Below are 13,460 nucleotides of genomic sequence, written 5' to 3'. Positions count from 1 at the left end.
GGTCGGCCGGTCAGGCCGTGGCCGGGACGTGCTGGGTGATGCAGTGGACCCCGCCGCCGCCCCAGGCCAGGGTCCGGGCCGGGATGCCGACGATCTCCCGGCCCGGGAAGAGGGCGGCGAAGCGGGCCAGCGCGGGGGCGTCGTCGGCCACTGAGGCCGTCGGCACGACCACGCTGCCGCTCGTCAGGTAGTAGTTGGTGTAGCTGAAGGTCTCCACCAGGGCCCCGTTGACGCGGAACTGCGGCTGCTGCTGCAGTTCGCTGATCTGGAAGGGGCGGCCGCAGGCGTCGGTCGCGGCCTGCAGCACCGCCTTGTTGGCGGCCATCCGGGCGTGGTTGGGGTGCGCGGGGTCGGGCTGGGTGTGCAGGAGGACCTGCGCCGGTCCGAGGCAGGCGGCGACGAGGTCGACGTGCCCGTTGGTGATGATGTCGTTGTTCAGGCCGTACGGGAGCCAGATCACCTTGTTCGCACCGTACGCGGCGAGCAGCGCGGACTCGATCTGGGCGCGGCTCAGCCCCGGGTTGCGGTTGGGGTTGAGCAGGCACTCCTCGGTGGTGATGAGGGTGCCCGCCCCGTCGGTGATCACCGATCCGCCCTCGAGCACGAGGTCGACGGGCCGGCGCGGTACGGACAGGTGGTCGCAGACGCCGACGGGCAGCAGGTCGTCCTTGTCGTACGGGTACTTGTTGCCCCAGCCGTTGAAGCGGAAGTCGAGCCCGGTGAGGTGGGTGCGGTCGCCGTCGAGGGCGAAGACGGGGCCGGTGTCGCGGGTCCAGCAGTCGTTGACGGGGTACTCGATGACGGTCACGCCGTTGCCGCCGCACTGCTGGCGGGCGTCGGCGGCGGTACCGGGCTCGGCGACCATGAGGACGGGCTCGAAGCGGGCGATGGCCTTGGCTATGGCGGCGGCCTCCGCCTGTACCGCCTTGAGCAGCCCGCCCCAGCCGACGTTGCGGTCCCAGGGCCAGGCCATCACGCAGCCGGAGTGCGGTTGCCACTCGGCGGGGACGGTCAGGGCGCCGGCGGCGGGGGCCGTTGCGGCCGCCGCCCGGCCTGTGGCTCCGGTGGCGAGGAACAGGCCCGCGGCGGTGGTCAGGGCGGTGGTACAGAAGGCACGGCGCGAGGTGCGGGGGCGGGGTGTGCTGGACAGGGACATGGCGCATTCCTCCGTGGCGCGTTGGCGGTGCTCGGTGCTCGTTGTCCGGTCTCGTTGTCCGGTCTCGTTGCCCGGTGTTCGGTGCCCGGTGTTCGGTGCTCGGGGCGGAGCCGGTCGGACGGGTGAACTGCAGCGTGGGGGGTGGTCGCGCGGGACCTCCGTCAGGACGCTTCCGCCGGGCTGGCCGCCGCTGGATCGGCCACAGCGGCCGGCGCAGCGTCGGGGCCGTCGCCGCGGAGCCGGTCGTGGGGGCGGCGTACGAGCAGGTACACCAGACCCGAACCGAGCACGGCGGCGGTGCCCAGCAGCGCGGCCCACACCTGGTACCAGGGGGCGCCGGGCGGTGCGAGGACCGCCCGCGGCCAGCAGACGTTGACCACCTCGAAGGCGGTCCAGGCGACGGCGAGGACGTTCAGGACGGTGCCCTTGCGGCCGAGCCGGATGGCGCCCGAAGGCACCCAGGTTCCGCGCAGGCGCGCGACGAGCGCGGCGAGCGAGACGAAGAAGAACGGCAGGTACGTGGCCGCGGTGCCGAAGGCGATCAGGCTGCCGATGGCGGTGGCGTTCAGGCCGAGGGCGAGTGCGCCGCCGCTGATGAGCGTGGAGGCGACCAGGCCGCCGATGGGGGCCTGGCGGCGGTTGACCTTGCGGACGTGCCGGGAGAAGGGGAAGACGCCGTCGCGGGCGAGGGAGAACAGGCCGCGGGCCGCCCCGCCCTGGGAGGCCATGGCGCAGGCGAGGAAGCCGACCAGCACCACCACGACGAACGGCTTGTCGGACCAGCCGCCGAAGGCGTGGACCACGGCGGTGGTCACCGGGTCGATGTCCTCGCCGGCGACGACGGCCTCGGGGTGCGGGTGCGCGAGGGCGACGGCCATGGCGTTGAGGATGACGACGGCGCCCACGCTGAGCAGGGCCCACCACATGGCCCGCGGCACCTGGCGGCCGGCGTCCTTGGTCTCCTCGGCGGTGGACACGCAGGCGTCGAAGCCGATGAAGGCCCAGCCGGCGACGGCCACGGCAGCGAGGAAGCCGAGCAGGGTGGAGCCGCCCGAGAGGGCTTCGGCGCCGAGGGTCTCGGTGAACAGCGGGAAGCCGTGCTCCCGGAAGAAGAGCAGCAGGGCCAAGCCCACGCCGACCGACGCGACCGCCTCGGCGGCGATGCCGAGGGAGACGAACCAGCGCAGGATCGTGATGCCGTACGCGTTCACCAGCATGCACACGCACAGGATGCCGAGGGCCACGGCCACCAGGCCGCCGGGCGTCGGGGTGGCGCCGACCAGGGCGTAGACCCAGGGCGCCGCGAGGTAGGCGACGGTGGTGTTGCCGAACATGACGGCGAACTGCCACACCCAGCCGCCGAGCCAGCCGAAAGCCGGGCCGAGCAGCCTGCGGCCCCACTGGTACGGGCCGCCGGCCAGCGGCCACTGGGAGGTCAGCTCCGCGTAGACGTTGACGACCAGGCACTGGCCGACCAGGACCAGGGGCAGCGCCCAGACCCAGAGCGGGCCCGCGACGGTGGTCCCGACCATCGAGACGGCGTACAGGGCCACGACCGGGGAGACCACGGCGAAGCCCATGGAGATGTTGCCCAGGATGCCGAGGCTGCGGCGCAGCTCCTGGCGGTAGCCCAGGTCGCGGAGGCGGGCCGCATCGGTGTCGACTGCCGCATCCGCTGTCGTATCCGCTGTCGTATCCGCTGCCGTATGCGCCACCGCATCTGCCGCCGTACCCGCGACCGCGTTCGTACGTCTGTTCATGTGATCACCTCACCGGGCGCGCGGACGCCGACCGGCGGCTCGCGCTAAATCTAACCGCGTTAGGTAAACGAGGTGGCTGGAATGTAGCGGCGTTCCTGGCTGCTTGTGAAGCGTTCCTGACAGGTAACCTGCGCATCCGGGAGTGAAGGAGTCGCAGATGCCACGGCCGAGCCAGACCCTCCTCAGCCGCGCGATCATCGCCCGCGCGGCTCTGGAGCTGTTGGACGAGCACGGCGCGGAAGCGCTGAAAATGCGCACGATCGCCGACCGGCTGGGGGTCAAGGGCGCGTCCCTGTACCACCACGTCGCATCGAAGGAAGACCTCCTCGACGCGGTCGCCGAGCTCATCAACGACGAGATCGACCTGGGACCGCTGGCGGACCCCGGCGGCGCGGAGGGCATCACGGCCTACGCGCACGGGTACCGGCGGGTCTACCTGCGCTACCCGCACATGATCCCGCTCGTGGCCCGCCACCGGGTCTCGTCCGACAAGGCCCTGCGCGGGTACGACGCCGTGCTCGCGGCCCTCACCCGGTACGGCTGCACCCCCGCCGAGGCCGCTGAGGCCGCCGCCGCGCTGGACAACCTCGTCCTCGGCTCGGCACTGGAGACCTTCACCGCCGGTTTCACCGGCCCGCCCGGCGCCTACCGGCCGAACTACCCGGCCCTGGCCGATTCGCTGGAGGCCGCGGGCGCCCTGCCGGGCGGCCTCGCCGAGCTGGACTCGCGCGGCTTCGACCTCGGGGTGCGCCTGCTGCTGCGCGGACTGGCGGGGGCGGGGCCGGGGGCGGGGGCGGCGCAGCCGCAGGCACCCGGCCCCCGGTAATTCGTTGGCGCGGGATCCGGACGCGGTGGATGATTCCCGGCGTCCGGGGCCGGCGAGGCCCCTCCACCCATGCCAAGGGGCCTCCGATGACCGTTGCCACGCCCGCTTCACACGGTTCGTCCGCGCCTCGGCCCGTCGTCCGTACGGCGGCCGGGGCGCTGCGCGGCAGCCGGGAGGCGGGAGTGGCGGTCTTCCGCGGCATTCCCTTCGCCGAGCCGCCGGTCGGCGCCCTGCGGTTCGCCGCGCCACTTCCCGTACGGGGCTGGAGCGGGGTGCGGGAGGCCGTCGCGTACGGTCCGCCTCCCCCGCAGGCCGGCCTGTTCGGCATGGACGCGCTGGCGCGGGACGCGGCGGGCGACGACTGGCTGACCGTCAACGTCTGGTCACCCGAGGCCGACCGGGGTGCAGGGCTGCCGGTGATGGTCTGGGTCCAGGGCGGCGGCTACGCCTTCGGCACGTCCGGCCTGCCCGAGTACGACGGCGGCCGCCTCGCGCGCGAGGGCGGTGTCGTCGTGGTGACGTTCAACTACCGGGTCGGCATCGAGGGCTTCGCGCAGATCGAGGGGGCTCCCGCCAACCGCGGCCTGCTCGACCAGGTGGCCGCCCTCCGATGGGTGCGCGACAACATCGGGGCCTTCGGCGGCGACCCCGGCCGGGTCACGGTCTTCGGCCAGTCGGCGGGCGGCGGGTCCATCGCCGCGCTGCTGTCGATGGACCGCGCGGAGGGGCTCTTCCGCCGGGCCGTCGTACAGAGCATGCCGGGCACGTTCTTCTCACCGGAGCTCGCCGAGGACATCTCCGCCGCCTGCGCCGCCGAGCTCGGGCTGCGGCCCACCGTGGGCGACCTGTCCGGAGTCGCCCCGCACCGGCTGCCCGCCGCCGGTGACGCGGTCGGCGCCAAGTCCGGGCAGTGGAACGGGCGCTGGGGCCGGGCCGCCCACAGGGGAATCCTCTTCTCCCCCGTCGTCGACGGCGAGGTCCTTGCCGCCACCCCGTGGCAGGCCGTGTCCGCCGGCGCCGCCCGCGGCGTGGAACTCCTCGTCGGCCACACCCGCGACGAGCACCGCCTGTTCGCGGCGGTGGACGGCCTCCTCGGCGCGGTGGACGAGGAGCAGGCGGGCAGCGCACTCGACGTCTTCGCCCCCGGCCAGGACGGTGCGCGCCGCTACCGCGAGGCCTTTCCGGCGGCGGGTCCGGAGGAGCTGTACGAGCGGGTCCACTCCGACTGGCTGTTCAGGATGCCGACGCTGCACCTCGCCGAGGCCCACGCGGCCGCCGGCGGGTGCACGTACGCCTACGAGCTGACCTGGCCCGCGCCGGGCATGGGCGGTGCGCTGGGCGCCTGCCACGGCTTGGACGTGCCGCTCGTCCTCGGCACCCTGGACCGCGGTCAGCCGGCCGCGCTGATCGGTACGCCGCCTTCCCCCGAGGCGGAGGAACTGTCCGGCCGCATGCGTGCCGCGTGGACGGCGTTCGCCGCCGAGGGCGACCCCGGCTGGCCCGCGTACGACACCCGGCAGCGCCTGGTCCGACTCTTCGACACCCGACCGGCCGTCGCCCCGTACCCGGAGGACGCCTCCCGCCGGATCTGGGAGAACCACCCCTTCTCCCCCATGCCCCTGCGGCAATAGGCCTCCCGCCGCCCGGCGATCGAGAGGTTTCTGGGGGAACCTCCCGGCGGTAGCAGGGAGAGAAGGGGCGGGGTGGGGGAAAGGCCGCGCGCAGTGCAACCCGCGGGCCGCCCCGTAGACGCCTCAGGGCTCTGACTCGTCAAGTCGCACGGTCACAGCCGCTGTGTAGCCTGTCGATCTGTTCGAACGGCAGGAGGGCGCGGGTGGACGCCGAAGGAGCGCATGCTGGGATCCAGCTCCCTGAGGGGTCCTGGTGGGACTGGGACGTCGTTGCCTGGGACGGCGGACAGCTCAGGCTCGCTGCCAACTACGACCTGGCGTACTACCACAGCCTGGAATTGGTCTTCGGTGATCCGCTATTCGTCAACTGCCCTTCGGCGTTTCACGATCCGACCTTCCGCGCGCCGTCGCCCGACGAGATCCTCAGAGTCACTCGTCAGCTCGGCGAGAAGCCGCCCGTCGTGGTCGCCTTCGAGGCCGATGCGGGAGGGCAAGAGCCGGTCTCGTGCCTGATCGCCGCAGAGCGACTCGACATCGTCCAGGAAACCGTCCTGCGCTACTGGAGGGAGGATGCAGTACCCGATCAGCGCTTCGCTGCCTGGGTCCGCTCCCCGGACCAGCGGCCGGTCTCCGGTTAGGCGGCCGCAGCGCCCACCTGCTCGGGCGGAGCAGGGAAGGCCAGGGCCTCGTCATATCTCCGGTCCTGCTGGAGGCAGTGGTAGAGCTGGCCGATCATCCGGTTGAAGAGGCAGAAGCGGCTCACCGACGCCGACCGGCGGGCCCGGTCCCCGCCGCTCCGCTCCCGCACTGCGCCCGAGGCGCAAGCAACCCGTTCGGCTGCGTACGGGGCGACAGGGTCGGCATCCGTGAAGGCCCGTAGTCTGCGGCTGCGAGGCTCTCGGCGACTTGACCGGCAGATAGTTAGCTGCCATATTACTTCTCATGAGTGACGAGGATACGAACCCCGGCGCTGCACCCACGCTCGAACAGGCGCGGAAGCAGATCGCGCGGTACGGGCTTGAGGCCGACCCGCAGGCGGTGCTTGTCGCGGTGCGCCTGATGGCTGCCGGGGCGCGCCTGGACCGGGCATCCGAAGTGCACTTCGCGCGTTCCGGGCTGTCGACCGGGCGCTACCGCCTCCTGGTGGATCTCGAGGACAGCGACGGGGAGAAGTCGCCCTCGCAGCTCGCAAAGAGTCTTGGCGTCTCGCGCGCCACAGTGACCGGCCTGGTCGTTGGCCTGGAGCGAGAGGGCCTGGTGGCTCGCCGCGCCTCAACGGAGGACGGGCGGGGCGCAGTGGTCGTACTCACGGCGCGCGGCAGCCGGCGGTTGCGCGATATGGCCGCGGACCACTTCGCCCGGCTTGAGGCGCTGGTCGGCGGACTGGCCGCCGACGAACGCGGGCTGTTCCTCGACCTCCTGGAGCGGATCACTCAGCGGATCGGCGCATTGACTGCCGAATAGCTGCGGCATCACGTCCGCGCGGGGGGCGCCTGCCTCGACCGCGCGGCACCCTTTCCTACACCCAAGTAGTTAGCTTCCTAATCAACTGGTTAGCCAGCTAATTTATTTTGGAGGAGTCACATGAGTCCCCCTCCCGGAACCGCCCGGCGCGGTGTCGCCACGCGTCCGTTCATCCTGTGGAAGGAAGCCGCGACCGCCTACCTGGCCCCTGCGCTCACCGCCGGGCTCGGCGGATTCCTCAGCGGCCAGCCCGAACTGACCAGGGCCGCCTTCACCTCCATCGGGGCCCCATCGGCCTTGGTGGCCTGCATCGTCGGCGCGTGGCTGCACCGCCGCGGCCGACCCCGGCGCTGGACAACCTCGGCACCGCGACCGGTACTCACCCTCGGACTTGCCGTCACAGCGGCCGGAATCGCCGGCCTGGCCGGCTGGTTCGGATCCGACTGGCTGCCGTCGCACACACCGGTGCCCGATGCCGGATGGCTGGAGCGGCTGCGGATCGACCTGCCGCTGTCGGCCGGCCTGGCCGCCGCCATCGTCACCTGGCGGTGGCACGGCACGACATCCCGGCAACAGGCCTGACCCAGCCCTTCCCACCCGATTCTCCAGACCCCTCACCCACGAAAGGCACACTGTGATCACCATCATCGGCGCCACCGGCGCCACCGGCAGCGCCCTGCTCCGGCGGCTCATCGAACTCGAAGCCCCCTGCCGCGCCGTCAGCCGTACGCCCGACGATCTGCGCGCCGCCATCGGCACGAACACGCCGGTCGAGATCGTCGGTGCGGACGCCGCAGACCCTCAGACGCTCCGCGACGCGTTCGAGGGATCCACGCAACTGTTCCTCGCCATGGCCAACAGCCCGCGTCAAGCCGAGCTGGAGACCAACGTGATAGATGCCGCAGCCCACTGCGGGGTACGGCACGTGGTCAAACTCTCCGCCCCGGCAGCCGAGCCCGCCTCACCGGTGGCCATCTCGCGCAGCCACTGGCTGGTCGAGGAACACCTGGCGAAAACCGAAATGACGGCCACGCTGCTCCGGCCCTACGCATTCATGCAAAAGCTGCTCCTGAACGCCCCGGCGATCGCCGAGGGCGTACTCGTCGGGGCCATGCGCGAGGCACCCTGTAACTACATCGACGTCCGAGACATCGCCGACGTCGCCGCCGAGACCCTCCTGCGCCCCGGCCTTGCCGGCGCCACCTACACCCTGACCGGCCCGCGGGCCTTCAGCCACCCCGAGCTCGCCCGTCTGCTCGGCGAGCTGACCTGCCGCCCCGTTCGCTACATCGACCTGCCGCCGAGCGAGTTCCACAGCCACCTCCTGTCCACCGCACATATGCCGCCCTGGCTCGCCAGCCACGTGGTAGAGATCCAGCAACTGGCCATCGCACGCCCGGAATCTCCCAACGACACCATCGAGACCATCCTCGGCCGCCCCGCCAGGACCCTGCACACCTTCCTCCGCGAACATCTCCACACGTTCACCAAGCCCTCCTGAACAGCGTTGGTGCGCTGACCGCTTGAGCTCGCCTTCGTTTGCCGACACCGGCCTCCAGGGGATGGAACACACGTCGGGGCCCGCATGACCGCCAGGGCACGCGATCTTGGTACGACTGCGGAGGGTTCTGCGGCCGCTGCTAGCCTGCGGTCCATGATCAAGGGCGGCCTGGCAGGCCGAATAGGCCGCATGGCCGGGGACAGCAGGCCGGAGCGCGTGCTGGTCGCCGCCAGTTTCGTCAACCGGGTCGGCAACGGTCTGTTCAACGCGGCGTCGGCGCTGTATTTCACCTTGGTCGTGGGTCTGCCCGCAGTGCAGGTCGGTGCCGCGCTCACCATTGCCGGAGTGATCGGCCTGTGCGCGGGGATACCCGGCGGGCATCTCGCCGACCGGCGCGGCGCGCGCACGATCATGGTGCTCGCCCTCGCGGTCCAGGCGGTGTCGATGGCGGCCCTCGTCCTCGTGGAGAGCTGGACCGCGCTCACGATCATCGCGACGGTCGACCAGATCGCCGCGGCGGTCGGTGGGGCGGCCTGGGGCGCTCTGGTGGTCCGGGTCGGGGGTGATCGCCCGGCCAGGTTTCGAGCCAAGCTGCGCACCTTCGTCAACCTGGGCGTCGTCCTGGGAACGGTGGGCGCCGGGCTGGCGCTGGCCGCGGACACCCGCGGCGCCTATGTCACGCTGATCCTCGGCAACGCGGCGAGCTTCGCCCTGTATGCCGTGCTGTTGCTCCTGCTACCTCGCTACCCGGTGCTGGCGGCACCGCCGCAGCAGCGTCGCTGGCTCGCGTTCACGGACCGCCCGTTCCTGGCGTTCACCGCCCTCTACGGGGCCATGGGACTGCAATACCCGGTGGTTTCCCTGCTCCTGCCGATCTGGATCTCCGAGCACACCGAAGCACCGCGCTGGACTGTGGCCGCGCTGTTCGCCGTCAATTCCGCCTTCTGCGTGCTGATGCAGACCAGGATCGGTTCGCGTATCGAGACCCCGCGCGACGGCGGCAGGGCGTTTCGCACCGCGGGGCTGCTCTTCCTCGTCAGCTGCCCGATGATGGCGCTGGCGGCGTACGCCCCTGTCTGGGCCGCGGCGGGACTGGTCCTGGCAGCGATCTTCGTCCACAGCCTGGGAGAGGTCTGGCAATCCTCGGCGGGCTTCGCCCTGGGCTTCGGCCTTGCCCCCGACCACGCCCAAGGCCAATACCAAGGTGTCCTCGGTCTCGGCTTCAGCGCGGGCCAGGCTCTCGCCCCCGCGATCCTCACCACGGTGGTGCTCGGCCTCGGCACGGCAGGCTGGCTGCTGCTGGCGTTGTTCTTCGCGGCGCTGGGTGCTGCCGGCCCCTCTCTTGCCCGCTGGGGTATGCGGACCCGGCCGCAGCCGGAGGTTGCTGCGAAAGTGACGAAATGACCAGGGAGTAGGCGCCAGCAGTCTTCCGCGTGGCGTGGAACGGTGCGCGTGCGTGTGCAGCGCGCTGCCGCTGGAGTAGCGACATGGCATGGGTGGTCAGGCCGCCTGGCCGGAGCCGTCAGCGCCGGGGCCATCGCCGCGCAGCGGACTGAAGTCGAGGTCCGGATGCGGGTCGTAGGCCTCGGGCTGGATGCCGAGTTCGTGGGTGAGGTACTACTCGCCGAAGCGGCGGATGTGCTCGGTCAGGTACGGCGAGATGGGGGCCAGGTCCTCGGGGTCGATGACGTGGCCCTCTCATGAAGCCGGCGCACGCTCTCCAGGGGGCGGCAGCCATCGGGTTGATCGCGAACACCTGCCGCTTGCCGGCCCTCAGCACTGCGACAAGCAGACCGCGCGAGGTCTCGATCGCGACCGGAATCGGGGTGTCTTCGGTGTCGCCGTACTCGGCGAGCAAGTCCGGCAGGATCCTGTTCTCATCCGGCCGGACCGCTCTCAACCACGGATTAAGGTGGGGGCCCATGTGGATGCAGACGGTCGGGGCGGTCAATGCGCTCACCACCCGGTGGGCCCGGGCCCTGGACCCCCGGGGCAACACGGTGTTCACCGCGGCCGGGCTGTGGCCCCTGCTGGCCCTGCTCGCGGACGGCGCGGTCGGCCGAACCCGCGACGAGCTGCAAGAGGCCCTCGGCATGTCCGCCACCCAGGCGGCCGGGGCGGCCCGCGAGCTGCTCTCCGGCTTCGGCTCGATCGGCGGTCTCTCGGCTGCCCTCGGCCTCTGGACGCAGGCCGGACTGCCGTTGGAGGACCGCTGGGCGGCGGGCCTCCCGGCCGGCACGCGCGGCCGGCTGACCGGGGACCCCGCCACCGACCGGGCGGCGCTGGACCGTTGGGCCGCGGAGCGGACGGGCGGCCTCATCGAGACGATGCCCGTCGCCGACCCGGCCCGGGCGCTGCTCGTGCTCGCCTCGGCCCTGGCCCTGAAGGTGACCTGGCGGCATCCCTTCACCGAGCACCCCGAGCAGCCCGCCACCGGGCCGTGGGCGGGGCGGCGGCTCCAGGGGCTGTCGCGGTACTCCGCCCGGCTGGACCGGGTCGGCGTCGTGGCCGGCGCCCTGACGCTGTACCAGGTGGGCGGCGACTCGGGAACGGACGTCTACCTGGTCCTCGGCGCCGAGCAGGCCGCCCCGGGCGAGGTGCTGGCCCAGGGTATGGCGGCGGCCGCCCGCGCCGTCCCGGCCGTACCGGGCACCCAGCTGCCCGACGGAGCGGCGGGGCCCGGCGTGCGGGTCACCACGGTCGAGTCGGCACGGCCCGAGCCGGTCCTCGGCCTGTCCACGGTGGCGTTCTCGGTGGCCGCCGAGCACGATCTGCTCGAACGGGCCCCGCTGTTCGGGCTGGCCGAGGCCGCCCGCGCGAGCACCGGCCACTTCCCCGGCGTGAGCAGCCGTCCCCTCGCCGTCGGGGAGGCCCGGCAGTCCGCCGTGGCGGCCTTCCACGCCCGCGGTTTCGAGGCGGCCGCGGTCACCACGATCGCCATGCAGCCGGGCGGCGCCCCGCCGGCGCGGCGGCACCGGGTGCGCCGCGTCGACGTCCGCTTCGACCGGCCCTTCGGCTTCCTGTCCGTGCACCGGGCCAGCGGTCTGGTCCTGGCGGCCGGCTGGGTCGCCGACCCCGAGCCGCTCGGCAGGACCGCGCCGTAATCCGAACCCGGCCGGCGGCGTACGGCGGCGTACGGCGAAGCAGTCAGTCGGCGAAGGAGCCGTGCCGCCCGGCGCCGGAGGCGAAACGCGCGGCGCCCGAGAGGGTCTCCCCCGCGGACAGCGGCACCATGCCGTGCCGCAGCTCGACCGCCAGTGCCTCGGGCTCGGCCAGCCCGTGCTGTTCCCGTACGGAGAGCCGGTCGTGGCGCAGGCACAGCTGCGGGAACGAGGCGATCTCCCGGGCGAGTTCCTCCGCGGCCCACCGGGCCTGCCCCGGCGGTACGAGCCGGTTGGCGAGCCCGATCGCGTGGGCCTCGGCGGCCGGCACCGGCCGGCCCGTCAGGATCAGGTCCATGGCGCGGCTCTCGCCGATCAGCCGCGGCAACCGGACCGTCCCGCCGTCGATGAGCGGCACGCCCCAGCGGCGGCAGAACACGCCGAAAACCGCGTCCTCCTCGACCACGCGCAGGTCGCACCACAGGGCGAGTTCGAGCCCGCCGGCCACGGCGTGTCCGGCGACGGCCGCGATGACCGGTTTGGTGAGCCGCATCCGGGTGGGTCCCATCGGGCCGTCGCCGTCGGGCTCCACCCGGTTGCCGCGCTCGGTGCCGACGGCCTTCAGGTCGGCGCCCGCGCAGAAGGTCCCGCCCTCGCCCCACAGGACGGCGACCGAGGCCTCCTCGTCCGCCTCGAACGCCCGGAAGGCGTCGGCCAGTTGGCGGGCCGTCGGGCCGTCCACGGCGTTGCGGGCCTCAGGGCGGGAGAGCACCACCGTGGTCACGGGGCCGGCGCGCTCGATCCGTACCGCGGGGGCTGCCGGTCCTGCCGGGGCTGCCGGTGCCGCCCGGTCCGGCCGCGCCGGCTGCTCCGAGGCCTGCTTCTGCTCCGGCCGGGTGCGCCGGGTGCCGTGGGTGTCCGCCATGGCGGCATTCTTGCGCGGTGCGCCGGTCCGCTGCCAGACCGGCGGTCACCGCGGCCCCCGGCTTCCCGCGCGGCCTCAGGGGGCGATGGGGAGCTGCCGCTTGTGCTCGGTGAGCCGGTAGCGGCGGGTGATGATCCCGAAGGCCCGCTCGTCGACCGGCTTGCCCTCCAGGAAGTCGTCGATGTCGTCGTAGGTGACGCCGAGCGCGTCCTCGTCGGCCTTGCCGGGGTCGAGGGTCTCCAGGTCGGCGGTGGGGACCTTCCACACCAGCTCGGCCGGAGCGCCCAGAGCGTCCGCGACGGCCCGGACCCGGCGCTTGGTCAGGCCGGTGAGCGGAACGAGGTCGGCCGCGCCGTCGCCGAACTTGGTGAAGAAGCCGGAGACCGCCTCGGCGGCGTGGTCGGTGCCGACGACCAGACCGTCATGGGCGCCCGCGACCGCGTACTGCGCGATCATGCGCTGGCGGGCCTTGATGTTGCCGTGGACGAAGTCCTGGTGGTGGGCGTCGCGGAAGGTGACGCCCGCGGCCAGCGAGGCGGCGAGGGCGGCGTCGCTGGCGGGCTTCACGTCCACGGTCAGGACGTGGTCGGCCCGGATGAAGGAGAGGGCGAGCTGCGCGTCCTTCTCGTCGGCCTGGACCCCGTACGGCAGGCGCATGGCGTAGAAGGCCGCCTCGTGGCCGGCGGCGCGGGCCCGCTCCACGGCGAGCTGGCAGAGCCGTCCGGTGGTGGTGGAGTCCACGCCACCGCTGATGCCGAGGACGAGCGAGCGCAGCCCGGTCGAGGTGAGCCGCTCCGTGAGGAAGGCCACACGGCGCTCGATCTCGTGCTCCGCGTCGAAGGACCCGGTGACCTGAAGGTCCCGGGCGATCTCCTGCTGCAGGGCGGTGGACGCCGTCTCGCTCACGGCTGCTCCTCGTGTCGTGTGTGCGCGGGTGCGCGGTTCGCTGTTCCGACCGACCCTAGTCGAACAGGCGGCCGGGGAACCATCGCGGTCGCTGCCGCAGCGCCCTGCCCCCGCCCTACGGCGCTGGTATGACCGGCGGGCCCGGTACTGCCGGGGTTTACCCCTGCGGTCAACCCGTCGCGGGATGCCC

At 72.7% G+C, this 13,460-nt stretch carries 13 protein-coding genes and 1 pseudogene; 8 read left to right on the top strand and 6 right to left on the bottom strand.

Translation table 11 applies throughout. The features are described 5' to 3' along the window. Positions 1-10: 10 nt before the first annotated feature. Together ABZ924_RS13375 and ABZ924_RS13370 are read right to left on the bottom strand one after the other, a co-directional pair. Complete coding sequence (locus tag ABZ924_RS13375; RefSeq protein WP_361907729.1) at positions 11-1,156, bottom strand: agmatine deiminase family protein; 1,146 nt, start codon at positions 1,154-1,156, stop codon at positions 11-13. 161 nt (positions 1,157-1,317) lie between these two features. Further along, the gene (locus tag ABZ924_RS13370; RefSeq protein WP_361907727.1) at positions 1,318-2,916 is read right to left on the bottom strand and encodes an APC family permease; all 1,599 of its coding nucleotides are present in this window, start codon (positions 2,914-2,916) and stop codon (positions 1,318-1,320) included. A gap of 157 nt (positions 2,917-3,073) precedes the next feature. On the opposite strand from ABZ924_RS13370, the gene ABZ924_RS13365 reads away from it, so the two are divergent. From ABZ924_RS13365 to ABZ924_RS13355, 3 genes are all read left to right on the top strand, one after another. Beyond that, positions 3,074-3,742: a TetR/AcrR family transcriptional regulator gene (locus tag ABZ924_RS13365; RefSeq protein ID WP_361907725.1), complete on the top strand. Its 669-nt coding sequence runs from the start codon at positions 3,074-3,076 to the stop codon at positions 3,740-3,742. Positions 3,743-3,828: 86 nt separating this feature from the next. Then, positions 3,829-5,373, top strand: a complete 1,545-nt coding sequence (locus ABZ924_RS13360) for a carboxylesterase family protein (protein WP_361907724.1) — start codon at positions 3,829-3,831, stop codon at positions 5,371-5,373. Between the two features lie 203 nt (positions 5,374-5,576). After that, positions 5,577-6,011 (top strand): hypothetical protein, encoded by a 435-nt coding sequence (locus tag ABZ924_RS13355; RefSeq protein ID WP_361907722.1) that lies wholly within the window; start codon positions 5,577-5,579, stop codon positions 6,009-6,011. Here ABZ924_RS13355 and ABZ924_RS13350 read toward each other — a convergent pair. Further along, positions 6,008-6,136, bottom strand: coding sequence for a hypothetical protein (locus ABZ924_RS13350; RefSeq protein ID WP_361907720.1), 129 nt, complete (start codon positions 6,134-6,136; stop codon positions 6,008-6,010). The two genes, ABZ924_RS13355 and ABZ924_RS13350, sit on opposite strands and share 4 nt — an antisense overlap. 179 nt (positions 6,137-6,315) lie before the next feature. Here ABZ924_RS13350 and ABZ924_RS13345 point away from each other — a divergent pair, with 179 nt between their 5' ends. From ABZ924_RS13345 to ABZ924_RS13330, 4 genes are all read left to right on the top strand, one after another. Next, complete coding sequence (locus tag ABZ924_RS13345; RefSeq protein ID WP_361907718.1) at positions 6,316-6,837, top strand: MarR family transcriptional regulator; 522 nt, start codon at positions 6,316-6,318, stop codon at positions 6,835-6,837. A gap of 120 nt (positions 6,838-6,957) precedes the next feature. Then, complete coding sequence (locus ABZ924_RS13340; RefSeq protein WP_361907716.1) at positions 6,958-7,419, top strand: hypothetical protein; 462 nt, start codon at positions 6,958-6,960, stop codon at positions 7,417-7,419. A 52-nt stretch (positions 7,420-7,471) separates the two neighbouring features. Next, positions 7,472-8,338, top strand: coding sequence for an NmrA family NAD(P)-binding protein (locus ABZ924_RS13335; protein WP_361907714.1), 867 nt, complete (start codon positions 7,472-7,474; stop codon positions 8,336-8,338). Between the two features lie 153 nt (positions 8,339-8,491). Further along, on the top strand, positions 8,492-9,742 hold the full coding sequence (locus ABZ924_RS13330) for an MFS transporter (protein ID WP_361907712.1): 1,251 nt from the start codon (positions 8,492-8,494) through the stop codon (positions 9,740-9,742). A gap of 313 nt (positions 9,743-10,055) precedes the next feature. Here ABZ924_RS13330 and ABZ924_RS13325 read toward each other — a convergent pair. Then, positions 10,056-10,214: pseudogene (locus ABZ924_RS13325) on the bottom strand (IS110 family transposase); the annotation flags it as partial. A 46-nt stretch (positions 10,215-10,260) separates the two neighbouring features. Between ABZ924_RS13325 and ABZ924_RS13320 the strand changes: the two are divergent. Next, positions 10,261-11,442 (top strand): serpin family protein, encoded by a 1,182-nt coding sequence (locus ABZ924_RS13320; protein ID WP_361907710.1) that lies wholly within the window; start codon positions 10,261-10,263, stop codon positions 11,440-11,442. A gap of 43 nt (positions 11,443-11,485) precedes the next feature. Here ABZ924_RS13320 and ABZ924_RS13315 read toward each other — a convergent pair whose 3' ends face one another. Continuing rightward, positions 11,486-12,364, bottom strand: a complete 879-nt coding sequence (locus tag ABZ924_RS13315) for a crotonase/enoyl-CoA hydratase family protein (protein ID WP_361907708.1) — start codon at positions 12,362-12,364, stop codon at positions 11,486-11,488. 75 nt (positions 12,365-12,439) lie between these two features. Further along, positions 12,440-13,270, bottom strand: a complete 831-nt coding sequence (gene nadE / locus ABZ924_RS13310) for an ammonia-dependent NAD(+) synthetase (RefSeq protein ID WP_361907706.1) — start codon at positions 13,268-13,270, stop codon at positions 12,440-12,442. Positions 13,271-13,460 lie beyond the last annotated feature (190 nt).

Origin of the sequence: Streptomyces sp. NPDC046876, from assembly GCF_040645035.1 — a bacterium.
GTDB lineage: Bacteria > Actinomycetota > Actinomycetes > Streptomycetales > Streptomycetaceae > Streptomyces.
Note: the sequence above shows the minus strand (reverse complement) of the source record. Positions and strands in the feature narration are given on the sequence as shown.

Bases quoted from the DNA above. Each gene is read 5' to 3' on its own strand.
- ABZ924_RS13365 (WP_361907725.1), top strand. From the start codon at position 3,074: ATGCCACGGCCGAGCCAGACCCTCCTCAGCCGCGCGATCATCGCCCGC.
- ABZ924_RS13340 (WP_361907716.1), top strand. From the start codon at position 6,958: ATGAGTCCCCCTCCCGGAACCGCCCGGCGCGGTGTCGCCACGCGTCCG.
- ABZ924_RS13330 (WP_361907712.1), top strand. From the start codon at position 8,492: ATGATCAAGGGCGGCCTGGCAGGCCGAATAGGCCGCATGGCCGGGGAC.
- ABZ924_RS13370 (WP_361907727.1), bottom strand. From the start codon at position 2,916: ATGAACAGACGTACGAACGCGGTCGCGGGTACGGCGGCAGATGCGGTG.
- ABZ924_RS13375 (WP_361907729.1), bottom strand. From the start codon at position 1,156: ATGTCCCTGTCCAGCACACCCCGCCCCCGCACCTCGCGCCGTGCCTTC.
- ABZ924_RS13320 (WP_361907710.1), top strand. From the start codon at position 10,261: ATGTGGATGCAGACGGTCGGGGCGGTCAATGCGCTCACCACCCGGTGG.
- ABZ924_RS13315 (WP_361907708.1), bottom strand. From the start codon at position 12,364: ATGGCGGACACCCACGGCACCCGGCGCACCCGGCCGGAGCAGAAGCAG.
- ABZ924_RS13345 (WP_361907718.1), top strand. From the start codon at position 6,316: ATGAGTGACGAGGATACGAACCCCGGCGCTGCACCCACGCTCGAACAG.
- ABZ924_RS13360 (WP_361907724.1), top strand. From the start codon at position 3,829: ATGACCGTTGCCACGCCCGCTTCACACGGTTCGTCCGCGCCTCGGCCC.